Consider the following 26,851-nt stretch of genomic DNA (forward strand, 5'->3'; position numbering starts at 1 on the left):
TTTAGTGATTATTTTTTCTTTTCTTTTGTAATTCGGTTGACTTCGTTTACAAGTAAAGGAAAAGCAGGTTCCGTCATTCCGTGTCCGTAACCGTCGAGCTCGTAAAGTTTAGTTTGTTTATGCCCCACCAGTTTCATCATTCTCGCCATATAAGCGTTTTCTTCGTATCGGCCTAACATTTCTAATTCGCGATCTCCGGTAATAAGTAAAAGTGGCGGAGCATCAGCACGAACAAAGAATAAAGGCGCATAAGCATCTATCGTTGGAGTGGTTTCGGGAATTCCGTTTTCTCTTCTAATTTCAAAATGAGTAATGCATTGCCCGCTAAACGGAATTAATCCTGCAATTTTATTGGCATCGATTCCTTCTTTCTTTAAATATTCTTTGTTTAAACCAATCATCGAAGCCAGATAACCTCCTGCAGAATGTCCTGAAACAAAAATTAAAGAAGGATCTCCGCCATAATTGGCTATATTATTAAATGCCCAGGCAACCGCCGCTGCCGCATCATCAATGGCTTTTGCCGCTTTTGCTTTTGGTGATAATCTATAGTTTACTCCAATGATAGCAAAACCTTTATTTTTTAAAGCTTCGGGAAGTTCTTTGCTTCCGCCGGTTAATCCTCCTCCGTGAAACCAGACAATTGTTGCGAAATTTTTAGTGTTTTTAGGATAATAAATATCCAAAACACATCTTTCATTTATATAACTGTCAGATTTATTGGTTGCTGCGTTGTAATATTGAATGTTTGATTTGGTTTCGTATTCTAATTTTTGAGCAAATGAAGAAATTCCGATGAAAACGAAACTTAGTAAGAGAATTATTTTTTTCATTATAAAAATATTGAATTGTTGTTGTTGAGTTTTTAGTCAGTTTGAAAGTCTAAAATCTAAAAATCTAAAGTCTAAAATAATACATTAATATATAAAAAAAGTCCAAAATGCAGAACATATTGGACTTGTGCTTTTTAAAAAGTTATTTTCGACTAAATATCGTCAAAATCAATATCGGTAAAACTGGTTCTTTGTCCCTCAGGTTTATCAGAACCGTATTCTTTTTTGAAATCTTTTTGGTGTCTCTCAGAAATTACTTCTTCGCCTTTGTGGTTCAAGACATATGAAGTCATTTCTTCTAGTATTTCGGCGAAAGCACTAAAATCCTCTTTGTACAAGTAGATTTTGTGTTTTTTAAAATGAAAAGAACCGTCTTCTTCGGTAAATTTTTTGCTTTCGGTAATAGTGATATAATAATCATCAGCTTTAGTAGCTCTCACATCAAAGAAATAAGTTCTTCTTCCTGCTCGTAATACTTTAGAAAAAATCTCTTCTTTTTCTAACATGTCATTTTCTCTCATAATACGTTCTATCATTTTTGGAATTAATAGTACTCAAAAATCATAAAAAATTATCTATTACGCAACATTTAAAGTAATTCTTTTTCCGAAAGTTGTTTTAAATATAACGATGCATAATATCCTTCCTGATTTATTAATTGATTATGAGAGCCTTGTTGAATGATCCTTCCGTCTTCTAAAATGATTATCTTATCTGCATTCTTTGCTGAGGATACTCTGTGGCTTACAATTATTGTAGTTTTATCTTTACAGATTTTGAATAAATTATTTAAAATTGTTTCTTCGGTTTCTGTGTCTACGGCCGATAAACAATCATCAAAAAGCAGTATGGCCGGATTTTTTATAATCGCACGTGCTATAGATACACGCTGCTTTTGTCCGCCCGAAAGTGTGATCCCTCTTTCTCCTAAAATAGTATCGTATTGTTTGTTGAAAGCGGCAATATTATCATGAACTACAGCATTTTTGGCAGCTTCTATTACTTCTTCGTCTGTAGCGTTTTGATTACCAAATTTTATATTGTTTTTAATAGTATCAGAGAATAGAAAAGCATCCTGAGGTACTATCCCAATATTGTTTCTTAAATCATTTAGGTTTAAAGTGCTTATTTCTTCCTGATCAATAGTAATTTTTCCATCGGTAACATCATATAAACGTGAAATCAAGGATAAAATAGTCGATTTTCCGGAACCTGTTTTTCCTAAAATTGCCAGTGTTTCTCCTTTTTTTACTGTGAAAGTTACATTTTTCAACGCTTCGATATTCGTATCTTCATACGTATAACTTACATTTTCAAAAGCAATCGAACCTTGAATGTCTGATGAATTTTCATTTTTGTTTTTAATTTCCGGTTCAAGTTTCAAAAACTCATTCAAACGTTTCTGAGAGGCTTCTGCTTCCTGAACCATCGATGAAACCCATCCCAAAGAAGCAACGGGCCAGGTCAACATATTTACATATAAGATAAACTCTGCAATGGTACCAATGTTAGGGATCGTTCCGTTGATGTACATAACACCTCCAAAATAAATCACCACCAAATTACTAATCCCGATTAAGGCAATCATTAAAGGACCAAATAACGATTGCACTTTGGCTAAATCCAGACTCTTCTTTTTGCTTTCATCGGCAAGAGCCACCATATTATTCTGATGTTGGTTTTCTAAGGAATTTGCTTTGATAACTCTGATTCCGGAAAAAATTTCCTGAGAGAAACTGGAAACTTTCGATAAATATTGCTGAAAAGTGGTGCTTCGTTTGTTGATTTCAGAACTTAATTTAAAAATGCAATACGAAAGAATTGGCAATGGCAAAATAGTATATAAGGTCAATAATGGCGAAACATTATACATATATATAATAACGATGGCAAAACGTATAAAGGTATTGATGGTATACATCACGGCCGGACCAACATACATGCGTACTTTTGAAACATCTTCGCTAATACGGTTCATTAAATCTCCCGTACGATTTTGTTTGTAAAAGTTTTGTGAAAGATTCTCATATTGTCTGAACACTTCATTTTTTAAATCAAACTCAATATGGCGGGACATTACGATTAAAGTCTGGCGCATTAAAAAAGTCAGGAAACCCGCAACAATCGTAGTGGCTATGATTAGCAATACGTTATGAATTAATCCATCTCGATAAGAATCAATAATTACTTGTGATGTCTGATCAGCTTCTGGCAGTTTATCAAACTTTTCGATAGCATTCAAAGACTTACTAATAAGCTTAGGAGTGAATAAAGAGAATATTTGTGCGATTATGGTGATTAAAATTCCTAAAGAGAAACTATATTTATATTTTATGAAATATTTGTTTAAATAGCTTAATTCTTTCATTTTTTTATGATATTCAATGTTGAATTGTGTTGATTTTGTAAATTTTTATGAATTAAAATTAACGGAAAGTACAATTTAATCAAAACAAAACGATTGTTATATTGTTATTTTAAAGATAAAAAATTAGCACAAGTGTATTTTTTATATAAATTTGAGAAGTCTTTTTGACAAATTCATAATTTTAACTAATAAAATACTAGCGCTATGGATGCAACTTTCGCAACTGGAAAGGAACTTCAAAAAATGGATCCTGTTTTTGGTCAACTATCTTTTGATGATCACGAACAAATTGTTTTTTGCAATGACAAAGATACGGGTTTAAAAGCAATTATTGGTATTCATAATTCAGTTATGGGGCCAGCTTTAGGAGGGACCAGAATGTGGAACTATAATACCGAATGGGAAGCATTAAACGATGTTTTGCGTCTTTCAAGAGGTATGACATATAAATCTGCCATCACAGGATTGAATATCGGTGGAGGTAAAGCAGTAATTATTGGGGATGCTAAAACACAAAAAACACCAGAATTAATGCGCAAGTTTGGAGAGTTTGTACACTCTTTAGGCGGAAGATATATTACAGCAGAAGATGTTGGAATGGAAACTAAAGATATGGACACTGTAAGAGATGTAACGCCTTATGTTACGGGAATCTCTGAAGAAAGAGGTGGTTCAGGAAATCCTTCTCCAATAACAGCTTATGGTGTTTATTTAGGAATGAAAGCTGCTGCTAAAAGTCAGTTTGGAACTGATGTTTTAGAAGGTAAAAAAGTTTTGGTTCAGGGAATTGGTCACGTTGGCGAAGCTTTGGTAGAATATTTGACTAAAGAAGGAGCAATCGTTACGATTACTGATATCAATGAAGAAAAATTATTTCAGGTAGCTCAAAAATACAACGCAACAATTTATACTGGAGCAGATTTATATACTGCTGATGTTGATATTTATGCGCCATGTGCAATGGGAGCAATTATTAATGATGATACAGTAAACAAAATCAAAGCTAAAGTTATTGCTGGTGCTGCCAACAATCAGTTAGCTGATGAAAATATTCATGGAGCAAGATTACAGGAAAGAGGTATTTTATATGCACCTGATTTCTTGATCAATGCTGGTGGAATCATCAATGTTTATGCTGAATTAGAGCACTACGGTAAAGCCGAAATCATGACTAAAACCGAAAATATCTACAACACTACTTTAGAAATTATCGATTATGCTGTGAAAAACGGAATGACAACACATAAAGCTGCACTTACAATTGCTCAAAATCGTATCGATTTGAGAAAAATTGAAAACGCTTCTAGAAAGTAATATTTTAGTATACAGTCTCAGTCTCAGTCTCAGTCTCAGTTTTCAGTTTATCTGGAAACTGAGACTTTTTTTATAGGTAAAAACTGCGACTAAAAACTGCGACTTTTCAGGAGGTTTCTACAATACTGAAAACCGTGACTGAAGACTGAGACTTTCTTATGCGGTTCCTAAATGACTTAAAACTGTGACTGAAAACCGCGACTTTCATACGCATTTTGAATAATAGTGAAAACTGCGACTGAAAACTGTGACTTTTTTACGAAATAATTTTAATATCAGGTCTTAAATACTTATTTTTGCAGACTAATTTTTAAATGTTCTTACAAGGTGGTAAATAGAAGACACATACGCGTTAAAGTAATGCAATCCATTTATGCAATGCATCAAAGCGGTTCTGATAATCTGGAAAAAGAAGAGAAGTTTCTTTTTTACAGTATCGATAATATTCAGGATTTATATCTTATAATGCTTTCTTCATTGATTGAAATTTGCAAAAAAGAATCTGTTTTTTTACATCTTTCAAGCAAAAAACATCTTGCAACTGCTGCAGAACGTAATCCGAACGAAAAGTTCATCAATAACAAAATTTTCCAACTTCTTGCTGAAAGCAACTCTTTGAGTATTGCCTTAGAAAATCGTAAAATCAACAACTGGTCGTTGAATGATGATTATATCATTTTACTTTTAAATGATATTAAATCAAGTGATTTGTATGCAAAATACATGAGCACTACAACCAATACTTTTGAGGAAGACAGACAATTTGTAATCGATTTATTTGCTGATGTAATTGTTCCTAACGAAAAATTATATGAGTATTTAGAAGATGATAAATTAACCTGGGTTGATGATATTCCGGTTGTAAATACACATATCGTTAAACAATTGAAAGCAATTAAAACTCAGGATCCTGATGATTTTAGAGTGCCAAAATTGTATAAAGATGTTGAAGATAAGGATTTTGCTAAAGATTTGTTTAGAAGAACAGTTTTAAACGAATCAATTCTGGCAAAAGAATACGATGATAAAACACCAAACTGGGACAGTGAAAGAATCGCTGAAATTGATACTATTATTTTGAAAATGGCAATTTGCGAGTTTTTAAAATTCCCTTCGATTCCAGTAAAAGTAACTCTTAACGAATATTTAGAAATTGCAAAAGAGTATTCTACACCAAAAAGCAGTATTTTTATCAACGGAATTTTAGATAATCTTGTTAAAGAGCTTACAGCTAATAAAAAGATGATTAAAGTTGGGCGTGGTTTGATGTAAAATTAGAATGTCACTCTGAGCGGAGACGAAGAGCCAAATTCCAATTAAAATGTCACTCTCAGCGTCCCGAGGTTTCGGGAGAAAAGCCAAAAAACATAAATATTAATAACAAAAATAAAAACTGAATACTATGCAAGATTTATTAAAATTTGCCCCTTATTTACTAATGTTTGTCGTGTTGTATTTCTTTATGATCAGACCACAACAAAAAAGAGCAAAAAATGAAAAAGAATTTGAAAGCAGCCTGAAAGTAGGTGATAAAATAATTACAAAAAGTGGTTTTCACGGTAAAATTGTTGAACTTGCTGAAACAAGCGCAGTGATTGAAACAATGTCTGGAAAATTAAAAATTGAGCGTTCAGCTATTTCTATGGAAATGAGTGCTGCTTTGAAAAAAGCTTAATACTTTTTTAGAAATTCCAATAAAAAAATCCCAAATTTCAATTTTACGATTGGAGTTTGGGATTTTTTTGTCATCCTGAGCGAAGTCGAAGGATCACACTAGAAGCTCGACAACGTTTGTCGACAATCTTTGCGGAGTTCCTTGTTTGATCCTTCCTCCGTCAAGGATGACAAGATTGCGAAGTAAACTTTGACAAAGGTTTATGTTTACAATTGGAATTTTAAAATATTGGAATTTAAATCATCTGTATTTATCATTCAACCCAATATTCCCTAATATCATAGGAACCACTTTTTTTATTCTCGAAAGCTTAGTTTTCTCTTGTTTAGCACTTTCTATATATTCTAAAAACTCATACTGTTTATACGGACTGAATTTTTGAAATGCTTCTGCCAAAACCTTATTCTGACTCATTACTTTTTCAAAAAGTTCTGAAACAATGGCTTCTTTTTTTGAAGGTTTTATAATTTTTCCCTGCTTTTCGTTTTCTATCGCTTCTAAGATATATTCTAAAACTTCTTTTTCATTGACTTCTTCTTTTGAAGTAAATCGCCACTGACGTAAAGATTTTGTCTTGTCTTCCTGAGCATTAATGAGTTTCTTTTTCTCATCTTTTAAAAAGACACCATTAAAAAACCAAATCGTAAAATATTCTTTAAAACCTCCAATTCCGACAACATTTTTTTTATTGAAAACATAAACCGGGCCACCCCATTTTATGGTTTCAACCAGTTCGGTTTTGTCAATAATTGATTTCAGGAAAAGTAATTCTTCTTCCCAGTTATTGACTTTGTCCCAAACGTGTTTTTTATCGGAAGTGGGTTCCAAATTTATCTTTTTCTTTTAGGTTTTTCAGCTACATCAAAAGTACCTGGAATTGCGGTTAATTCGGCAATTTTTACAATTACATCAGTTGCTTTCTGGATGCTTTCGGCAGGAATATATTCGTATTTTCCGTGAAAGTTATGACCACCAGCAAATATATTTGGGCAAGGTAATCCCATAAATGATAATTGAGATCCATCAGTTCCGCCACGAATAGGTTTAATGATCGGTTTTATGCCCAATTCTCTCATTGCTTTTTCGGCAATGTCAACAATATGTTTTACCGGCAATACTTTTTCTTTCATATTATAGTACTGATCTTTTACTTCGGCAGTTACAATATCTTCACCAAATTGTTTAGCGAATTTTTTATTGATTTTTTTGGCAATTTTGCCAATTAAGTCTTTTCGTTTTTCGAACTTTAACTTATTATGATCACGAATAATCAATTCTAAAACGGTTTCTTCGATGCTTCCGGTTATATGGTGAACGTGAAAAAATCCTTCGTAACCTTTGGTTTCCTGAGGAGTTTCTCCTTTAGGAAGTTCGTTGATGAAATCATTAGCAATCAACATCGAATTGATCATTTTTCCTTTGGCATAACCCGGGTGAACGCTTTTTCCTTTGAAAGTAATTTTGGCTCCAGCCGCATTAAAATTTTCATATTCTAATTCACCAATCTGGCTTCCGTCCATTGTGTAAGCCCATTGTGCGCCAAATTTCTCCACATCAAAATGATGCGCGCCACGACCAATTTCTTCATCAGGCGTAAAACCAATTCTGATTTTTCCGTGTTTAATTTCAGGATGCTGAATTAAGTATTCCATTGCCGAAACAATCTCGGTAATTCCGGCCTTATCATCGGCACCTAATAGAGTAGTTCCGTCAGTAGTAATGATCGTTTGTCCTTTATATTGTAATAAATCTTTAAAGTAATTTGGAGATAAAACAATGTTTTTCTCAGCGTTTAAGACGATATCTTTTCCGTCGTAATTTTCAATTATTTGAGGTTTTACATTTGCTCCGCTAAAATCAGGAGAAGTATCAAAATGCGAAACAAAACCAATCGTGGGTACTTCATGATCTACATTACTTGGTAAAGTTGCCATGATATAAGCTTTGTCATCTATGGTAACATCTGCAAGACCAATTGTTTTTAGTTCTTCGACTAGTTTATTGGCAAGATTCCATTGTTTTTCTGTACTTGGAGTGGTATTTGAATTTGGGTCTGACTCAGTATCAATAGTTACGTAACTGATAAAACGATCTATAATATGTTGCATTTGTTTAATTTTTAGCAAATATAAGCAAATAATCAGGCGTTGTGAAGCTCTAAATTATGAAAAATGAAAAAACGAGTTGAAAAATGTTTGACACGAATTTCACGAATTAGCACTAATTTTAACCGTTTGTTTAAAACTTAAAAATCCAATTTCACGAATCTTAATTCGTAAAATCGGATTTATATTTAAATTAATTCGTGAAAAATCGTGAAATTGCTTCGCCTGTTCCCTTCGTTCGGGTCGTGGTGAAAAAAAAATTATTGCACACATCTAAAACCAATATGGTTTGCCGGTGATTTATAATCACCTTTTCCTCTTGTTCCCACCATATAACGGGTACAATATTGATCGGTACATAAAAATGATCCTCCACGCTGAACTTTTTTAGGTAAATTTGGTTCTCCCGGATCGTATGATGATTCTGGCCCTTGAGGATTTTTGGCTACTTTACCACTTTGTTTTAGAACATCATAATAATCTGCGGTATACCAGTCATTCGTCCATTCCCATACATTTCCTCCAATGTCATAAAGGCCATACGGATTTGGTTCAAATTGAGCAGTAGGAGCGATGCCAATATAGCCATCTTCGCCCGTGTCGCCCTTTTCTATAGGAAACTGTCCTTGGTATATATTAGCCTGAAATTTTCCTTTAGGTTTTAATGTATTTCCCCAAGAATATAGTTGTCCTGATTTTCCTCCGCGTGCAGCAAATTCCCATTCGGCTTCTGTTGGTAATCTTTTACCGGCCCATTTTGCATAAGCGGCTGCATCATCGTACGAAATTTGAACCACAGGATAGTTGCCTCTCCCTTTTATAGAACTTCCGGCACCTTCAGGATGTCTCCAGTCTGCTCCCTGAACATAAGACCACCATTGCATATAATTACCCAAATTTACCTTAGCAGAAGTAGGAGTAAAAACGGCAGATCCGGCCACTAAATTTTCCAGCGGCGCATCAGGGTATTCTTCGTGAGTGGGTTTTATCTCGGCTAAAGTTACATAGCCTGTAGCTTTTACAAAAGCTTCAAATTGATCGTTGGTCACTTCGGTTTGATCCATATAAAAACCGTCTACATATACCTGATGTATGGGGGCTGCATCTTTTGTAACGCCTTTTATGCTGCATAAGCTTTCATCTTCGACATTGCTGCCCATAGAGAATTCTCCTCCTGGAATCCAGACCATACCTTTGGGAGCTTTATTTAAAGGAGGTTTGTTTTTATTTTCGATTGTGGGTTTGAATAAAGATGCATCAGAAGTATTTGGAGTTTCTGCACAATCCATTGCAGCCAATTTTTGTTTTGGAACAATAATTTTAGTGTAGCCATAAGCAATTGAAATGATTGAGATGGTAAGAATTGCTAAAATCCAATAGGTTTTGTTTTTCATTATGATTGATTTTGCGGTGGTCAGTGTAATAGGGGATAAAGTTAAAAAAATAACCTAAACCATAGTTATCCTATGGAATTAATTATTATTCTTTTTCAACATCAACAACTTCATATTTATTTTTACCGTCAACCTGAACGGGTTGATAATAAGTTTCGCCAAATTTTACATATTTTACATCTCCTATAGTGACTTCTTCACCTCCTTCAGGTAAATTATCGACAACGGTTCCTGCTGTTGGAGGAACTACCTTATAACTGCTTCCATCTTTTTCATAATATGTTCCGCCATAATAGTAATTATTGACGGTTCCGGTATTGACTGTTTCGGCTCCACTTGGTATATTATTTACAGTTCCTCCTACAGGCGCGGGAACAGCGGTATAACCTCCGCTGGTTGGAGTATACCAAACACCTTGGTCATAATGATATTGAGTGCTTTCGACACTTACAACAATTGCTGTAACGGCCAAAGTTGCTGCAAAAAATCCCCACGGATGCCAAACCGGACCCCAATAAAAAGGGGTGTAAGGATGAAAATAATACGGATGATAAGCACGATATCGATAACCACCATATACGTACGGCGGACGAGCATAAGGTCGTACACCAGGTCTAACTACTGTGTTGCGATTGTTGCGAACATGTACACTGTTGTTGACATTGATGTTTACATTATTTCTGTTTCTGTTTACAGTGTTACCGCTAATATTGGTATTTCTGTTTCTATTATTAGTAACAGTATTGCCGCCAATTTTAGAATTTGAGTTAGCAGGTCTGGTAACTTTAGTTCCTGAGCCGTTTGCTCCCGGTCTGTTTGTTCTGGCAGGTCGGTTTACGGCAGGCCTGGATTGCGTTGCAGGTCTTGTGTGAGCTGCTCCGCCACCTCTGTGCGCTCCTCCTCCGCCATGACGTTGTGCGATACTATCAATTGAAATCAAAAAAAAGAATCCCACTAAGCATAGAGCTGCTGTATTTCCAAGTGAATTTTTTATGTTTTTCATTTTCAGTGTTTTATATTAGTTAAAGTTATTAAAAAAAATAATCGCTATACGAAAATTAGGATAAAAATTTTTAAGCAATATTATGATTTACTGCCTTTTATGAGGCTATGAAAACTGCTGTTTAATTATAATTTATAATGATATATCCCATTGAATTCTAAAGCGCCATCCTTGTTCAAGAGGCAGGCTTTTATCCTGAAAACTAAAATAGCTAACCTCAGATGTAAGTTTATTTTTGTGTCCTTTAAAAAACCAATTAAAAGCGATTGTCGTTTCGTCCTGTAAGTTTTGTCTCATCGAATTGTCAGGTCTGTAGGCAGCGTGCCTTCCTGCCATTTCTAAGTGTTGCGGCCACCAAGCAAAAACATTATGAAAAAAATATCCTGCCTGCACATAATATCCTTTTAATGTCGTTGTATCATCATTGTTTAATTTGTCTATGATTTTTTTGGTATGCCATTCGCTTTGCCAGGAAAAACCACGGTACATAAATGCAGTTTCAAGATTCCATTGATTGACACGATATTGGCCTGGAAGCCCGTTTTCGTAACCATCTAAAGAACCTCCTCCGGATTGTGAAAATCGCGTATAAGGGCTCCGGTTTGTTATTGCTGAAAAGGCAATAATTGGGGTTGGTTTTTCATGAAATTCTAAATCACTGCCTTCAAAATCCAAAAATCTTCCCAGAAAATTCCATTGTGCGCGACCAAAATACATAAGATTATTATCGTCATTAGCAGTATTTCCGCGTCCTGTTCCTGTTAGCGCCGCCGCCCAGTAATTAAAATCAGCAATGCCGCGTCCTTTTAAATGTCCGTATACTTCAACTCCCATTTGTCTGTCTACAGTAAAATCCCGATTGATAAAAGAGCGATCTACAGTTTGCTGTTCGCCACTACTTATAAATCGTTCACGGGTATATTCAACTTTCCATTGACCAACTTTAAAACTCATCCATTTCCATTTTTCGATCATGATTCTAAAATCCAGTAAATTAGACTGGCTCAGTTCATATTCCCAATAATATTTTAACCACGGTTCAAAAGCATGTCCGCCTACTTTTAATCGGGCACGATTAATTTTAAAAGTCGTTTGTTTGTCCTGACTATAATCATCATAAGTCAGTGGATCCTGATCGTTTGGAGTAGAAAATCGAAATTGTAAACGGCTTTGTAACTGAAAAAGAAATTTATTGTCTTTGGTACGCAATTCGATTCCTTTGTCTCCATGTCTAAAAGTAATAATCTTGGTTGTGTCTTTTTCTAACTGTGCCTCAACAGAGATACTTAAAAAAAATAATAGAATAGAAAGTAAGCCTTTTTGTAGATGTATTATTTTATTTGAATGGTACATAGGCCTGATTAGGTTACATAATTTGATACTGATTATTATTACTTATTTACCTCCAAAGTTTTTTGCAATTCCTAAACCAATTCCCCAGCTGTCATAAGCATTCCATTTAAGATCATAACTGAATGTTCCAAAGATTTCCCAGTTTTTTGGAAGTTCATAACCGTATTCTGCACCAACGCGGGTCAGAAAATAGTTTTCTTCTTTGGCAAATTCACCTCCAAATCCTAAAAGAAAGCTCCAGGATTCGCTTGGTTTGTAGATTCCCATAAGCGCCGGTGCAATAGGATAACTTCTTTCTACGGTTTCCTTATCGTCATCGTTTGCATACACTTTTTCGACTTTAAATTTTTCAATTACAAAATCGGTATGAAGACCTATAGCCCAGTTTTTATGAAACTGAAAAGTATAATCAACTCCCCATGCCGGAAGGCTTAAAACCTCACGATTTCCTTCGTCATCTCTTCCCTCAAAAACATGAACATGATTAATTGAAATCGCAATTTGATGATGGGGTTTAAAAAAATCTTTTTCCTCACTTTCCTGAGCTACAGATTTATTAGTAAGAATGCTAACCAGACTAAAGAGAAGTGCAAAAAGAAAAGATTTTTTAAAATAACTACTAATTCCGTATAGCATTTTGGTGTTTATTAAATCCGACTTTAGTTTAGAAGTTTAAAATTAAAGAATAAAAAGTCTGGTAACCTGACTTAAAGACTTTAAGATGTTTCATTTTATAATTTGCAACATTAAAAGATGAATTTTTGACTTATTACCATTTCCTTTTTAAGTTGGGATAGCTTTTAAAAGATAAAAATGAAAGCCTTTTATGATTTTATTATCTGGAATTTGAGGGTTTAATTAATCTGAAAAATGAGTTAAAAACACATACTAATTTGTTTCTGTAAAAAAGAAGTCATTTTCAAGTATTATAATTAAATTTGCAATCGAAAAAAACACACAACACTCTTATGTATAAATTGATAATTCGTCCGATACTTTTTTGTTTTGATCCAGAAGAAGTACATTATTTTACTTTTTCATTTGTTAAATTCATTTCGAAAATCCCGGGAGTTTCATCAATTATAAAATCAATATACGAAGTAAAAGATACCCGTTTAGAGCGTGAAGTTTTTGGAATTAAATTCAAAAATCCGGTAGGACTTGCGGCAGGATTCGACAAAGACGCCAAGCTATACAAGGAATTATCTGATTTTGGTTTTGGTTTTATCGAAATAGGAACCGTAACGCCGGTAGGTCAGGAAGGAAATCCTAAGAAACGTTTGTTCAGACTAAAAGCTGATCAGGCAATTATTAACCGAATGGGTTTTAATAACGGAGGAGTTCTTGAAGCCGTAGAACGTTTGAAAAAGAATACTGGAGTTTTGATTGGCGGAAACATTGGTAAAAATAAAGTTACTCCAAACGAAAATGCCGTAGACGATTATATCATTTGTTTTGATGCACTGTTTGATCATGTTGATTATTTTGTTGTAAATGTGAGTTCTCCAAACACTCCAAACCTAAGAGCCTTACAAGACAAAGAACCTTTAACAGCTTTGTTGCAAACGCTGCAAAACAGTAATGGAGAAAAGCAAAAAACAAGCACTCAAAAAATAAAGCCAATACTTTTAAAAATTGCCCCGGATCTTACAGACGAGCAATTATTAGATATTATTGATATTGTAAAAACCACTCAAATTGCGGGTGTAATAGCAACAAACACTACAATTTCAAGAGAAGGTTTACAATCTGAAAATCAAGCGGAAATGGGAGGATTGTCTGGAAAACCATTAACCAAACGTTCTACAGAAGTAATTCGTTTTCTATCTGAAAAAAGCAATAAAGCATTCCCAATTATTGGAGTAGGAGGAATACATTCTGCAGATGATGCCATCGAAAAACTAAATGCCGGAGCAAGTCTGGTACAATTGTATACCGGATTTATTTATGAAGGTCCGGCTTTGGTAAAAGCGATTAATAAAAAAGTTCTAGAGCAATTGTAAAAGCAGCGCCTGAACAATTAATCCTGTAATAATAGAAATTCCAAAACTCATCAAAGTACCAATCATAACGTACTCGGTGAGTTTTCTGTCTTTAGCCTCTTTTAGATCTCCAAATCTAAAAATAGATTTAGCAGCCAATAAAAATCCAATCGCTTCAAAATGCCCTGTTAAGATGAAACAGAACACAAATAGTCTTTCCAGTATTCCAATATAATTTCCTGCCGTAGCAAGCGAATTATCTTTGTGACTATTCTGGCTTTCCGGCGTCCAGATCGAAATAATGGTTTTAATAAAAATAGAAGTAGGTTTGGTAATCAATAAAACACCGGTGATTAAAATCCAAAACTGATTATTGAACCATTGAAACTGTATTGGTTCGCCTTTGTAAAGTAATACAACTCCAATTAAAATTAAAACATGCGCAATTTGGTCCAGGACAAACCAGGTACGTTTTGTTTTTTTCTTCTGAAAATTGAGTTTGATCAAATCGATAATGCCATGCGTAACGGCAATTAAAACAGCATATGGTATAAACTGAATTTCCCCAACCAAAATTGCAGCCAGGATTCCGTGTAAGAGAATATGAAGATATAAATAAATACTTTTATGTTTTTTAGCTTCTTTGTCCGCTACCCATGAGTTTGGCTGCCATATAAAATCGCCTAATAAATGTGCTAAAAGTAGTTTTATAAATAAAATCATGGCGTTATAAGTTGTTTTATTTGGGTTCTAAAATAACGATCTAATTGCAGTACCAAATCAAATTGTGCACGCTTTTGTCTACGGCTCACCGCAGCTTGATTGATGCCTAATTTTTGCCCTAATTCTTCTTGCGACAACGTAGGGTTTTCAATTGCAGCTACTAAAAATTCAGCCTGTTGTGCCAGCCAGTTGTCCATAAAGGTCAAAGCCAGCTGAAGCATCAAATTTAGCTTTTCATCAAAAACGGCATCACCGGTTCTCATGGCTAAAGTTACCTTTTGTTTTTTTAAAGTTTCAAAAAGTTCTCCTGAATGAATAAAAGCACCACCATTACTTTCGGATATTTTCTCTGCTTCATGCGTTTTATCACCAAAACCTATACTCATTCGGGCATCTAATTTTATAGCTCGTAAATGCGACTTTATTAAAATTGCAGACCTTAACGCTTCTTCGGGATTTTTGATTTCGATCTGAAATTCATCGCCTCTGTAAACTTCCCACTGACTTGGCGTTTCTCCAAACGGAGACAGGATTTTTTTCAAATCTTCTACCCAATGTTTAGATGTTTGTTGTCTTGAGCCAATAATATCTCCGGTAATTACGCTTGTCATAATTCAAATATAATTAAAAATAAATTAAGTTATATATTACAAATATACGTAATAATATTAAATATTACATTTTTTGGTAATATTTTTAATAATTACATATTTAAGTAATAATTTAAAAAATAAACAGCTTATATGATTTAAATACATCTAGTATATTTAAATGAACTTATATAACTTATGTGGTAAAAAAAACACAAAGCTAAGTTTAGCTTTTATTTATTTAAAAAAGAAACTAACTTAGCCTTCACTAAAGAATAAGCTTTGAATAAAGAAATCAAGATTATCGAATGTCCACGTGATGCTATGCAAGGCATCAAAACTTTTATACCCACTAAAAACAAGGTTTCTTATATACAAGCTTTGCTTAGGGTAGGATTTGATACGATAGATTTTGGGAGTTTTGTATCTCCAAAAGCGATTCCGCAAATGCAGGATACTGCTGAGGTTTTGGCACAACTTGATTTATCGCAAACTACAAGCAAATTGCTGGCTATAATTGCCAATACGCAAGGTGCTGCAGCGGCGGCAGAACATGAACCAATTCAATATTTAGGATTTCCTTTTTCGATATCCGAGAATTTTCAGATGCGAAATACCCATAAAACCATTGCTGAATCTTTAGTAACACTAGAAGAAATTCTTGAAATTGCCGATAAAAAAAACAAAGAAGTAGTAACCTATCTTTCAATGGGTTTCGGGAATCCTTACGGAGATCCGTGGAATGTTGAAATCGTTGGCGAATGGACAGAAAAGCTTGCAGGAATGGGCGTGAAGATCTTATCACTTTCGGACACCGTTGGCAGTTCTACGCCCGAAGTAATTACGCATCTTTTTTCAAACTTAATTCCTAAATATCCTCAAATAGAATTTGGGGCACATTTGCACACTACTCCCAATAGTTGGTTCGAAAAAATAGATGCAGCATCAAAAGCAGGCTGTACCCGTTTTGATGGTGCTATTCAAGGATTTGGCGGATGCCCAATGGCAACAGATAAACTGACAGGAAATATGCCTACAGAAAAACTGATTTCTTATTTTACATCCAATAAAAAATCTACCGGTTTAAACTCTTTAAGCTTTGAAAGTGCTTATAACGAAGCTTCGAAATTATTTGGTAAATTTCATTAAGAAATTTACTATATTTACTTATAGCAGATAATAAGTAATAACAGAATAACGTTGTGTGTTATTTAGAAACATAACCTACCCATGAAAGCAACTTTTGTAAAGAGCATCTCTAAGATATTATTTTTATCATCCTTGTTTCTTTCATGCTCAAGCGATCTTGATTTCGATCAGACCAAAGACCTGAAATTACAACCTGTTTTTGTGGCCAATCTGGCTTATTTTAATGTTCCTGCAACCCAACTTATAAATGACGGGAGTTTAGCTGTTTATCCTGATGTAGCTGAATTTGATGCTTTTAAAGAAAAATTCTTCAGGGATAATCTGGTAAAAACAGAACTCAATTTTGAAATTGAAAATACTATAATTAGAGCTTTTAGAGTTGATCTTATACTTCTGGATGCTAATAATCAGGTGCTTGAAACAGATTCATATAACGTTCCGGCATTTTCAGGAACCTCAAATATCATTAAATTCCCAACAGAAGTATTTGAAGGCCCGAGATTAGATCTCCTTAAAAGAACTACTAAATTAGGTTTCCTCGTAACAATGGCACCCGGACCTCCATTAGATCAAAATAGCACAGGCAGTTTAAAATTTAAATCTGGTGCAACCGTTTATATGGTAATAGAATGAGAAAATTATGCCTGATTTTAATCGTCGCGTTTCAACTTTCCGGTTTTGCCCAAAACAAAGAAGTGTTGTACAATTTTACCTCCATTCCGCAATCATCACTCGTAAATCCCGGAGCCGATGTTTCGTATAAATTCTATTTTGGTATTCCGGTTTTGTCCGGTGTTTCGGCCAATTTAGGTTCCAGTAGTTTCTCTGCCTATGATTTATTTGCCAATAACGGAGTCGATTTTAATGATAAAGTTCGAAACGTCATCAATAATTCTTCCAGTAAAGATAAAACCCATGTCAATCAGCAACTCGAAATATTTTCTGGAGGATTTAGAGTAGGAGGAAGAGATAGTCAGTCTTACATTTCGTTTGGCGCCTATCAGGAATTCGATTTCTTAATGTACGTTCCTAAAGATCTTGCTGTATTAGCCTTAGACGGAAATCGGGATCATATTGGCAAAGCATTCAATCTGGCCGACTTAAATGTACGTGCCGAAGTACTTTCTGTATTTCATGTAGGTTTTCACAAAAAGCTAAATGAGAAACTGGTTTTAGGAGGCCGTGCAAAATTGTATTCCAGTGGTGCCAATGCAACTTCAACTAAAAATTCCGGATTTATTTATACAGGTCAAAGTACAGGAACACCAAATATGTACGAACAGATAATAGCCTCAAATTTAGAACTCAAGACTTCTGGTATTGCCACTTTTACAAAAGATGAATACGAAGGAAGTATTCCAAAAGATATTGCGCATAATACCTTCTTTAACGGTAGTTTAGGATTTGGTATCGATGCCGGATTGACCTATTATTTCAAAGATAATCTTCAGTTCACGGCAAGTATTGTCGATCTTGGTTTTATAAATCATACTAAAGATATCGAAACGTTAACCTACAAAGGAACGTACAATTATAAGGGAGCAAACCCTAGCTTTGATCCTGTAAACAAACCCGAAGATATCTTTGACGAATTCGATAAAGCCATACCAAGAGACACGCTTTATAGTAAGTACACCACTTGGCGACCAACTAAATTTTACTCTTCAATTCAATATTCATTTGGCGAATCGCGCTCTAATGCCGATTGTAATTGCAAAGGAAAAGTAACCACAAGTTATGCCAATGCAGTCGGAGGGCAATTGTTTATCATGTCAATGCCAGTCGAACCTTTTGTAGCACTAACCGCTTTTTATAAACGCAATATTTTTGAGAAACTAGATTTTAAAGCCACTTATACATTCGATCCTTACTCCAATAAAAACATTGGTTTAGGACTTTCGGGAACGTTAGGAAAACTCAATATGTATCTTCTCGTCGATAATGTTCTGGAATATAAAGATGTCTCGAAGGCCAATAGTATTGCATTTCAATTCGGATTTAATTTTGTTTTCCAGAATCCCGAAGACTGATTTTTTTACCATATAAGTTATATGAGTTCATTTATATAGTGCTGTCGAAAGAAGTCAATTTTCAGTTCGAGCGTCTCGAGGCTTCGCGTAATATCATTAAGTTAAAGAAAAATCAAATAGAACAATTGTTAAGTACAATATATCTTATCACCTGTTTTGTTCCATCGGAACATTTCATTGGTAGCCCAATAAATAAGACGTTTTTTTACGTTCCGTAGGAACGTTTGATTTTATAAATAATAATTGGTAAAACAAAAAAAGATTACATATACAATTTCTCAAACGTCCCAATGGGACGATGTTTCTCACGATTCATTTTTTTTCTACCGATGAGGTGTTCCGATGGAACACAATCTAAAACATTTTAACTTAATGATATTGGGCTTTGGAGAGAACCTTAAATCTTATAATTTCTTATATAACTAATATGGTGAATGTTTTTAGAAGCTATTCCTGCTGTCCATTACAAGCACTCGGACGAAACAACTTTTTTTCAAGGCCTTAAAAGAGCTTCCGCTGGTCGCTTTTTAAGACCAGAAAAAAATGTTATTTCGCTCCTCGTGGCTTTCCATTTCCATCAGGGCTAAGACTCTCATGTTTTGTAAGACCTTTCGTGTAAAGTTAAATTTATGAATAAGTTAGTAATCAAGTTTCCAATTTATTCACTATATTTGCACGCAATTCAACTAGAAATTGCAACATGATAGCACACAACTCCAAGATTATCGGCGAAGGTTTAACTTACGACGATGTATTATTAGTACCTAACTACTCGAATGTGCTTCCTCGCGAAGTGAGTATCAAATCAAAATTTTCACGAAATATAACACTAAACGTTCCAATAGTATCAGCTGCTATGGATACTGTTACCGAAAGTTCTATGGCAATCGCTATGGCACAAGAGGGCGGAATAGGTGTTTTGCATAAAAACATGACAATCGAGCAACAAGCTGCGAAAGTTAGAAGAGTAAAACGTGCTGAATCAGGAATGATTATCGATCCGGTAACTTTGCCAACAAATTCTACCATTGCAGATGCAAAAAATGCCATGAAAGAATACGGAATTGGCGGAATCCCAATCGTTGACGAAAACAAAATCCTTAAAGGAATCGTTACCAATCGTGATTTACGTTTCGAAAAAAACGGAGCAAGACCAATCGCTGAGGTAATGACCAGTACCAACTTAGTTACTGTAGCCGAAGGAACTTCACTAGAACAAGCCGAAGTAGTTTTACAAGGACATAAAATCGAAAAATTACCAGTAGTAAATGCTAACTATGAACTAGTTGGTTTAATTACTTTTAGAGATATTACAAAACTGACTCAAAAACCAATCGCTAACAAAGATGTTTTTGGTCGTTTAAGAGTTGCTGCTGCCATAGGTGTTACTGGTGATGCTGTTCAAAGAGCAGAAGCTTTAGTTGCTGCCGGAGTAGATGCTATCATTATTGATACCGCTCACGGACATACTGAAGGTGTAGTAAATACATTGAAAGAAATAAAATCAAAATTCCCAAATATCGACGTAATTGTAGGGAACATTGCAACTCCTGAAGCAGCTAAATATTTAGTAGCAAACGGAGCAGACGGAGTAAAAGTAGGAATCGGACCTGGTTCTATCTGTACAACACGTATCGTTGCAGGTGTTGGTTTTCCTCAATTCTCGGCAGTACTTGAAGTAGCTGCGGCTATCAAAGGAACCGGAGTTCCGGTTATTGCTGATGGTGGAATTCGTTATACAGGTGATATCCCTAAAGCAATCGCTGCCGGTGCCGACTGTGTAATGTTAGGATCTTTATTAGCAGGAACAAAAGAATCTCCGGGAGAAACAATTATCTTCGAAGGAAGAAAATTCAAATCGTACCGCGGAATGGGTTCTGTTGAAGCGATGCAAACCGGTTCTAAAGACCGTTATTTCCAAGATGTTGAAGACGATGTTAAGAAATTAGTTCCTGAAGGAATTGTTGGTAGAGTTCCTTATAAAGGAGAATTAAACGAAAGTATGCTTCAGTTTGTTGGAGGTCTTCGTGCAGGAATGGGATACTGTGGTTCAAAAGATATTCCTACATTACAGGAAACTGGACGTTTTGTTAGAATCACTTCAAGCGGAATTACAGAAAGTCATCCACATAACGTTACTATTACAAAAGAAGCTCCGAATTATTCAAGATAATAAAGTATGAATTTACAGTTCAAGTTAAAAGACATTCTTGAAGTTGATTTGTATTATGGTTTTTATGACATTTTTGTACTAGGTGGTTTTGATGTTCAGGCAAACGATGATTTTTTTATCGAAATTCTGGATTTAAAAACGAATGAATCAATACTTTTAAGAGAAAAAAGCTTAAAAGTAAGGGATTATAAAAATGGAAAAAGAGGAGTGAAATTTTTTAGTTTTCAGGTTACTGAAAAATCAAAATATAAAATTTCGGTTCATAATTATGAAGACTTGACAGTGTTTTATTCAATGATTGGTTCTAATCCTTTTAGTATTTTAAATTTATTAAAAAAACTATACGGAATAAAGAGAAAGCAAATTCAGTTAGATGAAATTGAAATAGTTATTTGTTAAAACGATAAAGAGTTATAAAACAAAAGGCATAAGATTTAGTTTCTTATGCCTTTTTTGTTTTTTTACTTAATAGATTTGGTGCAATCTTGTCATATCACAAAATCACGCACAAATTATCGACTTTCAGATTAAATGAACTTACATCACTTATATGGTAAAAAAAACATTATACCCCACCGCGGCTATTCAATATTTTCTCAGTCGTAACATCAGAATGTAATAATTCCTCCATTTGATAGGTGGTGCGTTGCGCTTCGAGAGCATAACCAAACATTTTTTGCTCATAATCATCAATTGCATCCTGAAGAGATGAGAATTCTCCGTTAGTCAAATTTTCAGTTAGTTGATACGCATCCATTAAACCCATATTTACACCTTCGCCAGCAAATGGTGGCATCAAGTGTGCCGCATCACCTACAAGTGTAATATTTGAATGTTTTTTCCAGGATTCTTCTAAGGAGAACAAACGTAATGGCAATCCCCAAAAATCTGTAGAAGCGTTAAAGAATTTTTTATAATCTTCATTCCAGTTCTCGAATTTTTTATTCAGAAAAGCAATTACAGAAGCATTGTCTTCAAAGTCAATTCCGTTATTTAAAACCCAATTTTCATCTGCTTTAAAAGAAACGCCAAAATGTATAGAACCATCGCGTAAAGTGTGGGTGTAAAACATTTTTTTCTCTCCCATTGCCATCACATTTCCGTCACCGTATTTAGGTTTGAATTCAGGATAATCGCGATCCGGATTTTCAATTTCCCCCTGAATAATATAAGTTCCGGAAAGTTGCGGTTCTTTATCCGTTACAAATTTTCTGGCGTTTGATCTTCCGCCATTCGCCACAATAACAAAATCAGCAGTTGTTTTAGTACCGTTTTTAAATTCTAAATGATATTGTTCATCAATTTTATGAATTTCAGTCAACTGACTGTCCCAAACTACAGTGTTTTCCTGTAGATTTTCCAGCATGATTTTTCTCAAATCATTTCTGTCGATTTCAGGTCTTGAATAAGCATTCTCTTCAGTAGGCATTTCTTCCGAAGTAATATTCCCGTGCATATCCGCCATTTTCTCTCCCGTTGGCCTTGCATAACGATAAAACTCCTCCATTAAGTCTGCTTTTATGATCGCTTTTTGTCCTGAATCAGAATGTATATCAAGAGTTCCGCCCGAAGTTCTCGCCTGAGCATTTAGATCTCTTTCATAAACCGTTACATCGGCACCATTAATTTGTAAAATTCTCGCTGTTGTCAATCCAACAGGCCCACCGCCAATAATGGCGATTTTTTTGTTTTTTATAAGTGAAGTATTCATTTGATTTTTTATTTAATTGATATTGTATTAATTGATTTTTTTTAGTTTGAATTTTACACCGTTATTGAGATTAACATGGCAATTGATATTAATTTTTGAAATTGAAATTACAATTGATTTTTGATATTGGAATTGACATTGATATTGGAATTGACATTGCCATTGCCATTGAATTTGATTTTTTAATCAGGGAGTCAAAGCTTTAATAACCAAATTAAAAGCTTCATTCCTAATTTCCTCAGTAAATACAAAAGCTTTTCCTGACATTGATTTACCTTCTCTGTGAAGTTCTAAAAGAGAATAAAGAGAACCATAAGCAATGCTCCAAAAAACCTCGAAAGTAATCGGAAGAAGTTCTTTATTTTCAATTGCCTTTGTGATAAATTTTGACATTTGTTCCTTAAAGTCTGTTGTGATTTCTGCTAAAATAGCATCGCCATAAGTAGAATGTTTTAGAAGTTCAAGACAAGTAGTCTGCAAAGAAAAGTTGATAGCAAACTTAGAACGGTTGTCCCATTGTTGACGTAAACCATCCACAAAAGACATTTCAGGCGAAAATCCGATTAACATTTTTTCAAAGAAATTTTTACCAATTTCAATTCCAATTTTTCTGATAAGATCTTCCTTATCCGAATAATAAATATAAAGTGTCGCCACAGAAACTCCGCATTCTTTCGCCAGCCGATTCATTCCAAAACCTTCTACACCTTGTGAAACCAGCATTTCGATCGCTTTTTGTTTTACAATTTCTTCTTTGTTTATATCTCTCGTTCTCATAATTTTAATTCATTATGGTACAAAGATATTAATAATAAATGAACGTTCGCTTATTAATTAAAAAAAAAAGGTTCAAAGGTGCTAAGGTTCTGAGGTACTAAGGTTTTTCTATACTTTTTGAATAGACTCCAGCTTTAGCTGGAGGTAAGAATTGGAGAAGGAAAAGGGCTTTAGCCAAATTCAATATGTAAATTAAAAAGAACTTTGTGTCTTCTTTCCTTTGTGGCAAAAAAAAACTGCTAAATACAATTCGTCAAAATTATAATAGCAGTTTTTCCTTGGATAACATATTCTTATGGAGTAGCGGTTTGTTCTGCTTCTCTAACTTTTTGATTTTCTAAAATCTTTTGGATAAAAGGTTTTGTCTGAGTTTCTATTTCAGCTTCAGAAATATCCAATGATTTTGGATCTTTTACTAATGCAAACCATGGTTTTGGTTCTCCAAAAGGATAACTTCCAAAAACAATTACCGGAGTTCCTTTTACTTTTACATTTTCCTTGTCTTTCAAAATCCATTCATCCGCAAATTTGTAAAGGAATTTAGCGTCGGTTTCTTGTAATCGTAAACAAGAATGTGATGCAGGGTAACCAGGCAATGCATATTCGTGAAAACCAACACCTAATTTATTTTCGATATTAAAATTCCATTTCAAATCCCATTCGTCATTAAACGTACTGGTTGTTTTTTCGGCTTTCCAATTGGTAAAAAATAATCCTGTTGGAGTAGGATCTTTTTTTCTTCCCATATTGGTTGGGCCTGTATATACTAATTCTCCATTTTCGTAAGCAGCAAATGCCTGAGCCGGATAAGAGAAAATGATCACTTTCGAAACTTCTTCTAAAGCAGTTACATGTAGAGGAAAAGGAAGATAATACACAATATCGCCTGTAAAATCTGCAGGAAGTACTACTGAATCCATTTGTGCAAAGTTGGCTTTATCCGTTCTGTTTAAAGCATATGCAATATGAAGTTTAGTACTGTCGGAACCATTTGTTTTTAACCATTCTTTTGTTTTTTCAAAATGATACGAAGTAGTTTTTGGTTTTGTATGCTCAATTGTTTTTTTAGGTTTTGCTTTTTCCTTAGTTTCAGTTGATTCACTTTTTTTACATGAACCTAATAAGACTAAGATTAATACAAGTAAGATATTGGATGTGTAATATAACTTTTTCATAAACTGGTTTTTTATTTATGTAAAGTTATTTTAATCATCCCGAAAAGCACTTACACAATTTTTTGAATTGTTTGTTTGATTTTCATTTAAAATGAATTGAAAAATTACATTTCTAGTTTTAAGGTTTGACCTTCTACAAATTGTCCTTTAGAAGATGTTATATTAATTTTTTGATCTTCTGTATATCCAAGAGTTTCCCCATTTTTGAAAGTGACATTACTATTTATAACATAAGCAGCAATATTAGATACAAAAGCATAAAGCTCTTCAATAGTAAGTTTTGAATTTATAACTTCCATCTCTTGTTTTGCAAATTCAGTTAAGCCATAAGTATAAATACTGTTTCCTTGTTGAGAAGGTCTTATTCCGATGTAAATCCATAAAGTCAGAGGTATGCCTTGTTGTTTTATTTCGTCAATATTTTCTAAATATTGAGATTTAGAAATCAATAATGATTGACTTCCATGATAAACTCCTATTGAATTTGATGTTAATAAAATAGAAGACAGTAATTTACTTAAAATTGTAAATCTTTCTTTCTGGCTTTTTTTTGAGGACATAATTGATACTATTGCATGTCCATTATGATTTTCTAAATCTTCGGTAGCAGTCTCCCAATTATATGCATATTCTGCAGTTCCCTGAATGTCTTCCCAAGGAATTGGTGCAGGCATGTAAGCCAATGCAACCATTTCTCCTTCTATTTTAAAAACAGCAGAGTTATCATCTCCTGTAAAATCAGTAATTGTTAGTTTCCAAAAGGTTTTTAGATTTTCAATAACAGCATTGATATCATATCTTTCGTTATTGTTAAACATTGGCATAGCAAGTAAAATGCTATTTTCGGTTTTTTCTAAATTAGTTTTTTCTTTTTTGAAGAAATTAAATAGTCCCATATGAGATTTTGTTTTATTAGTTTAAAATACAATATTTTCTTTTTTTATAAGTATTATTTTATGTTTAATTCTTTACAGATATTAATCTTTTACTTTTTCTCAATTAATTTCAAAACATATTCCATCTGAGCATCTCTATTCTCTATAAAATCATCCAAAGTTTGACTCACTTTATAATCAGGAATTACACCTCGTCCAAAAATCTGATTTGGTTTCTTAGGAACATCCTGTTCTAAATTTACGATAGAAAACTGCGTTTTTATTTTAGTATTGGGTAATTCGTATTCGATAGGAGTATGACCATTATGACCGTAATAACCGCCCATAGTTTCTTCGCCAATAACAATTGCGCTGGTTTTTCCTGCAACTAATGATGCGAAAAGCGATCCTGCCGAAGCTACTCTTGGACTTATTAATAAGTAAACCTGACCTTTAAAGGTGTTTTTATCCGGTTGTAATAAACGATTAAATTTTGGATCCTGAGGGTATATTTTGCCTTTTAAAATGGGATATTCCTTTTTTAACTCAGCTTCAAAATCATTCTTTTCTTCCAGTTTTTTTTCAGTCTCAGTTTCTTCATAAACAAAATAGGGAAGAAACGGAATTTTCTGAAAATTAATATAAGCATTTTTATTTTCGCGATACGTTTTTTGTGTTAAGTATGAAAAAGTTACCAAATCGTTAGGATCTGACCCTCCGCCATTATTTCTAACATCTACAATTAAATTTTTTATTTCAGGATGTACAGCAAGCATTTGAAAACAGCTGTCGAGATATTTTTTATATACTATGTGTTCTTTGTCCTCTGCATTTCCTCCAATTAAAAAAGTATGAACAGCAAGCAAGGCGGTATTTTGAGAAACAATCTTAAATGAATATTTATCTTTGATATTGCTGTAAAACAAGCTGTCAGAAGGAAAAGAATGACGTTTTTTAAAGTTCTCTTTTCTTTCTTCATTAGAAATACCGGCAATAGTTTTAGAGAGTTTTTTAGTTTGGTTGGGAAGTGAGTATTCAACTAAAAATTTTTCTTTTGGGCCATATTCCATTTCAAAATATCTTGAAAAAGCGGCGTTAATTCCAATTGATTTTCCGGATATATTAAAGCCGTCGGTGGTGTAATATTTGTAAAAGGCGCGTATTATTTTATTTATTTCAATTCCGTTAATGCTATGAATTTGTGAGCCTAACAGAATTTCATCATTTTTTAAATTGATGATTGTTTTGTTCGCGATCAATTTTATCGGAAAAGGGAAAAAAACTTTTTCTGATGTATATCTGTTTTTAAATGCATCAGGAAGAGTTGTGTTATTGTGCACACTGCCTTCGAAGTCAGTTATTTGTAAAATAATTTTGTAGAAATCCAGTAATTCCGCCGGATTTTTTAATTGCAGAAATGCCCAATTGTATATACTGTCAATTTGTTTTTTAGTTCGGTACTTATAAATACCTGAATTTGCTTTTTCTCTGATTTCTCTAAAAGTAGTAAGATCTTGTTTGAGTTTTTCTGAAGTGAATTTATCATTTTGAGAGAAAACTATAAATGGAAAAATCAGAAAAAAAGCTATTTTAAATTTGAGCATTGGTTTGGTTTTGTTTA

General features: G+C 33.9%; 25 protein-coding genes. 9 read left to right on the plus strand and 16 right to left on the minus strand.

Translation table 11 applies throughout. The features are described 5' to 3' along the window. Positions 1–8: 8 nt before the first annotated feature. The 3 genes from LNP81_RS12705 to LNP81_RS12715 form a co-directional block, all read right to left on the minus strand. On the minus strand, positions 9–833 hold the full coding sequence (locus LNP81_RS12705; protein WP_230036330.1) for an alpha/beta hydrolase: 825 nt from the start codon (positions 831–833) through the stop codon (positions 9–11). 152 nt (positions 834–985) lie between these two features. Then, positions 986–1,354: a PUR family DNA/RNA-binding protein gene (locus tag LNP81_RS12710; protein ID WP_017495419.1), complete on the minus strand. Its 369-nt coding sequence runs from the start codon at positions 1,352–1,354 to the stop codon at positions 986–988. 68 nt (positions 1,355–1,422) lie between these two features. Then, positions 1,423–3,201 carry an ABC transporter ATP-binding protein gene (locus tag LNP81_RS12715; RefSeq protein WP_230036332.1) on the minus strand — a complete coding sequence of 593 codons (1,779 nt, stop codon included), beginning with the start codon at positions 3,199–3,201 and terminating at the stop codon, positions 1,423–1,425. A 204-nt stretch (positions 3,202–3,405) separates the two neighbouring features. On the opposite strand from LNP81_RS12715, the gene LNP81_RS12720 reads away from it, so the two are divergent. The 3 genes from LNP81_RS12720 (at position 3,406) to yajC (ending at position 6,190) form a co-directional block, all read left to right on the plus strand. Continuing rightward, the gene (locus LNP81_RS12720; protein ID WP_305070239.1) at positions 3,406–4,515 is read left to right on the plus strand and encodes a Glu/Leu/Phe/Val family dehydrogenase; all 1,110 of its coding nucleotides are present in this window, start codon (positions 3,406–3,408) and stop codon (positions 4,513–4,515) included. Positions 4,516–4,875: 360 nt separating this feature from the next. Continuing rightward, positions 4,876–5,787 carry a transcription antitermination factor NusB gene (nusB, locus tag LNP81_RS12725; RefSeq protein WP_056247300.1) on the plus strand — a complete coding sequence of 304 codons (912 nt, stop codon included), beginning with the start codon at positions 4,876–4,878 and terminating at the stop codon, positions 5,785–5,787. A gap of 130 nt (positions 5,788–5,917) precedes the next feature. Beyond that, positions 5,918–6,190 (plus strand): preprotein translocase subunit YajC, encoded by a 273-nt coding sequence (gene yajC, locus LNP81_RS12730; RefSeq protein ID WP_230036334.1) that lies wholly within the window; start codon positions 5,918–5,920, stop codon positions 6,188–6,190. A gap of 240 nt (positions 6,191–6,430) precedes the next feature. On the opposite strand, the gene LNP81_RS12735 is transcribed toward yajC, so the two are convergent. The 6 genes from LNP81_RS12735 to LNP81_RS12760 form a co-directional block, all read right to left on the minus strand. Continuing rightward, the gene (locus LNP81_RS12735) at positions 6,431–7,018 is read right to left on the minus strand and encodes a YdeI/OmpD-associated family protein (protein ID WP_230036336.1); all 588 of its coding nucleotides are present in this window, start codon (positions 7,016–7,018) and stop codon (positions 6,431–6,433) included. 2 nt (positions 7,019–7,020) lie between these two features. Continuing rightward, positions 7,021–8,298 (minus strand): peptidase T, encoded by a 1,278-nt coding sequence (gene pepT, locus LNP81_RS12740; RefSeq protein ID WP_230036338.1) that lies wholly within the window; start codon positions 8,296–8,298, stop codon positions 7,021–7,023. A 257-nt stretch (positions 8,299–8,555) separates the two neighbouring features. Beyond that, on the minus strand, positions 8,556–9,689 hold the full coding sequence (locus tag LNP81_RS12745) for a formylglycine-generating enzyme family protein (RefSeq protein WP_230036340.1): 1,134 nt from the start codon (positions 9,687–9,689) through the stop codon (positions 8,556–8,558). 85 nt (positions 9,690–9,774) lie between these two features. Further along, a complete protein-coding gene (locus tag LNP81_RS12750; protein WP_230036342.1) occupies positions 9,775–10,692 on the minus strand; it encodes a DUF6515 family protein in 918 nt (305 codons plus the stop codon). Between the two features lie 132 nt (positions 10,693–10,824). After that, complete coding sequence (locus tag LNP81_RS12755) at positions 10,825–12,045, minus strand: OprO/OprP family phosphate-selective porin (protein ID WP_230036344.1); 1,221 nt, start codon at positions 12,043–12,045, stop codon at positions 10,825–10,827. A 42-nt stretch (positions 12,046–12,087) separates the two neighbouring features. Then, a complete protein-coding gene (locus LNP81_RS12760; protein ID WP_230036346.1) occupies positions 12,088–12,681 on the minus strand; it encodes a hypothetical protein in 594 nt (197 codons plus the stop codon). A 332-nt stretch (positions 12,682–13,013) separates the two neighbouring features. On the opposite strand from LNP81_RS12760, the gene LNP81_RS12765 reads away from it, so the two are divergent. Then, positions 13,014–14,048, plus strand: coding sequence for a quinone-dependent dihydroorotate dehydrogenase (locus tag LNP81_RS12765; RefSeq protein ID WP_230036348.1), 1,035 nt, complete (start codon positions 13,014–13,016; stop codon positions 14,046–14,048). Here the strand turns inward: LNP81_RS12765 and LNP81_RS12770 are convergent. After that, positions 14,034–14,750, minus strand: a complete 717-nt coding sequence (locus LNP81_RS12770) for a DUF3307 domain-containing protein (protein WP_230036351.1) — start codon at positions 14,748–14,750, stop codon at positions 14,034–14,036. The two genes, LNP81_RS12765 and LNP81_RS12770, sit on opposite strands and share 15 nt — an antisense overlap. Beyond that, on the minus strand, positions 14,747–15,361 hold the full coding sequence (locus LNP81_RS12775) for a SatD family protein (RefSeq protein ID WP_230036353.1): 615 nt from the start codon (positions 15,359–15,361) through the stop codon (positions 14,747–14,749). Before LNP81_RS12775 ends, LNP81_RS12770 begins: the two co-directional genes overlap by 4 nt. Positions 15,362–15,622: 261 nt before the next feature. Here LNP81_RS12775 and LNP81_RS12780 point away from each other — a divergent pair, with 261 nt between their 5' ends. The 5 genes from LNP81_RS12780 to LNP81_RS12800 all read left to right on the plus strand — a co-directional run bounded on the left by LNP81_RS12780 (position 15,623) and on the right by LNP81_RS12800 (position 21,091). Beyond that, entirely contained in the window at positions 15,623–16,489 is an 867-nt protein-coding gene (locus LNP81_RS12780) for a hydroxymethylglutaryl-CoA lyase (protein ID WP_230036355.1), read from the plus strand. Positions 16,490–16,570: 81 nt separating this feature from the next. Next, on the plus strand, positions 16,571–17,122 hold the full coding sequence (locus LNP81_RS12785) for a hypothetical protein (protein WP_230036357.1): 552 nt from the start codon (positions 16,571–16,573) through the stop codon (positions 17,120–17,122). Continuing rightward, positions 17,119–18,519 (plus strand): DUF5723 family protein, encoded by a 1,401-nt coding sequence (locus LNP81_RS12790; protein WP_230036359.1) that lies wholly within the window; start codon positions 17,119–17,121, stop codon positions 18,517–18,519. Before LNP81_RS12785 ends, LNP81_RS12790 begins: the two co-directional genes overlap by 4 nt. A 700-nt stretch (positions 18,520–19,219) precedes the next feature. Continuing rightward, positions 19,220–20,692, plus strand: coding sequence for an IMP dehydrogenase (gene guaB / locus LNP81_RS12795; protein ID WP_065448215.1), 1,473 nt, complete (start codon positions 19,220–19,222; stop codon positions 20,690–20,692). A 6-nt stretch (positions 20,693–20,698) separates the two neighbouring features. Then, positions 20,699–21,091 (plus strand): hypothetical protein, encoded by a 393-nt coding sequence (locus LNP81_RS12800; RefSeq protein WP_230036361.1) that lies wholly within the window; start codon positions 20,699–20,701, stop codon positions 21,089–21,091. A gap of 166 nt (positions 21,092–21,257) precedes the next feature. Here the strand turns inward: LNP81_RS12800 and LNP81_RS12805 are convergent, their stop codons facing one another. From LNP81_RS12805 to LNP81_RS12825, 5 genes are all read right to left on the minus strand, one after another. Beyond that, positions 21,258–22,403, minus strand: coding sequence for an FAD-dependent oxidoreductase (locus LNP81_RS12805; RefSeq protein ID WP_230036363.1), 1,146 nt, complete (start codon positions 22,401–22,403; stop codon positions 21,258–21,260). 186 nt (positions 22,404–22,589) lie between these two features. Beyond that, a complete protein-coding gene (locus LNP81_RS12810) occupies positions 22,590–23,180 on the minus strand; it encodes a TetR/AcrR family transcriptional regulator (RefSeq protein WP_230036365.1) in 591 nt (196 codons plus the stop codon). Positions 23,181–23,473: 293 nt separating this feature from the next. Next, positions 23,474–24,355 carry a L,D-transpeptidase gene (locus LNP81_RS12815; RefSeq protein ID WP_230036367.1) on the minus strand — a complete coding sequence of 294 codons (882 nt, stop codon included), beginning with the start codon at positions 24,353–24,355 and terminating at the stop codon, positions 23,474–23,476. 104 nt (positions 24,356–24,459) lie between these two features. Then, positions 24,460–25,251, minus strand: coding sequence for a DUF4261 domain-containing protein (locus tag LNP81_RS12820; protein WP_230036369.1), 792 nt, complete (start codon positions 25,249–25,251; stop codon positions 24,460–24,462). A gap of 89 nt (positions 25,252–25,340) precedes the next feature. Beyond that, on the minus strand, positions 25,341–26,834 hold the full coding sequence (locus LNP81_RS12825) for a S41 family peptidase (protein ID WP_230036371.1): 1,494 nt from the start codon (positions 26,832–26,834) through the stop codon (positions 25,341–25,343). Positions 26,835–26,851 lie beyond the last annotated feature (17 nt).

Source organism: Flavobacterium piscisymbiosum, from assembly GCF_020905295.1.
GTDB lineage: Bacteria > Bacteroidota > Bacteroidia > Flavobacteriales > Flavobacteriaceae > Flavobacterium > Flavobacterium piscisymbiosum.

Coding starts and splice junctions, on each gene's coding strand:
- LNP81_RS12705 (WP_230036330.1), bottom strand. CDS start 833: ATGAAAAAAATAATTCTCTTACTAAGTTTCGTTTTCATCGGAATTTCT.
- LNP81_RS12710 (WP_017495419.1), bottom strand. CDS start 1,354: ATGAGAGAAAATGACATGTTAGAAAAAGAAGAGATTTTTTCTAAAGTA.
- LNP81_RS12715 (WP_230036332.1), bottom strand. CDS start 3,201: ATGAAAGAATTAAGCTATTTAAACAAATATTTCATAAAATATAAATAT.
- LNP81_RS12720 (WP_305070239.1), top strand. CDS start 3,406: ATGGATGCAACTTTCGCAACTGGAAAGGAACTTCAAAAAATGGATCCT.
- nusB (WP_056247300.1), top strand. CDS start 4,876: ATGCAATCCATTTATGCAATGCATCAAAGCGGTTCTGATAATCTGGAA.
- yajC (WP_230036334.1), top strand. CDS start 5,918: ATGCAAGATTTATTAAAATTTGCCCCTTATTTACTAATGTTTGTCGTG.
- pepT (WP_230036338.1), bottom strand. CDS start 8,298: ATGCAACATATTATAGATCGTTTTATCAGTTACGTAACTATTGATACT.
- LNP81_RS12745 (WP_230036340.1), bottom strand. CDS start 9,689: ATGAAAAACAAAACCTATTGGATTTTAGCAATTCTTACCATCTCAATC.
- LNP81_RS12750 (WP_230036342.1), bottom strand. CDS start 10,692: ATGAAAAACATAAAAAATTCACTTGGAAATACAGCAGCTCTATGCTTA.
- LNP81_RS12755 (WP_230036344.1), bottom strand. CDS start 12,045: ATGTACCATTCAAATAAAATAATACATCTACAAAAAGGCTTACTTTCT.
- LNP81_RS12760 (WP_230036346.1), bottom strand. CDS start 12,681: ATGCTATACGGAATTAGTAGTTATTTTAAAAAATCTTTTCTTTTTGCA.
- LNP81_RS12765 (WP_230036348.1), top strand. CDS start 13,014: ATGTATAAATTGATAATTCGTCCGATACTTTTTTGTTTTGATCCAGAA.
- LNP81_RS12770 (WP_230036351.1), bottom strand. CDS start 14,750: ATGATTTTATTTATAAAACTACTTTTAGCACATTTATTAGGCGATTTT.
- LNP81_RS12775 (WP_230036353.1), bottom strand. CDS start 15,361: ATGACAAGCGTAATTACCGGAGATATTATTGGCTCAAGACAACAAACA.
- LNP81_RS12785 (WP_230036357.1), top strand. CDS start 16,571: ATGAAAGCAACTTTTGTAAAGAGCATCTCTAAGATATTATTTTTATCA.
- LNP81_RS12790 (WP_230036359.1), top strand. CDS start 17,119: ATGAGAAAATTATGCCTGATTTTAATCGTCGCGTTTCAACTTTCCGGT.
- guaB (WP_065448215.1), top strand. CDS start 19,220: ATGATAGCACACAACTCCAAGATTATCGGCGAAGGTTTAACTTACGAC.
- LNP81_RS12800 (WP_230036361.1), top strand. CDS start 20,699: ATGAATTTACAGTTCAAGTTAAAAGACATTCTTGAAGTTGATTTGTAT.
- LNP81_RS12805 (WP_230036363.1), bottom strand. CDS start 22,403: ATGAATACTTCACTTATAAAAAACAAAAAAATCGCCATTATTGGCGGT.
- LNP81_RS12810 (WP_230036365.1), bottom strand. CDS start 23,180: ATGAGAACGAGAGATATAAACAAAGAAGAAATTGTAAAACAAAAAGCG.
- LNP81_RS12815 (WP_230036367.1), bottom strand. CDS start 24,355: ATGAAAAAGTTATATTACACATCCAATATCTTACTTGTATTAATCTTA.
- LNP81_RS12820 (WP_230036369.1), bottom strand. CDS start 25,251: ATGGGACTATTTAATTTCTTCAAAAAAGAAAAAACTAATTTAGAAAAA.
- LNP81_RS12825 (WP_230036371.1), bottom strand. CDS start 26,834: ATGCTCAAATTTAAAATAGCTTTTTTTCTGATTTTTCCATTTATAGTT.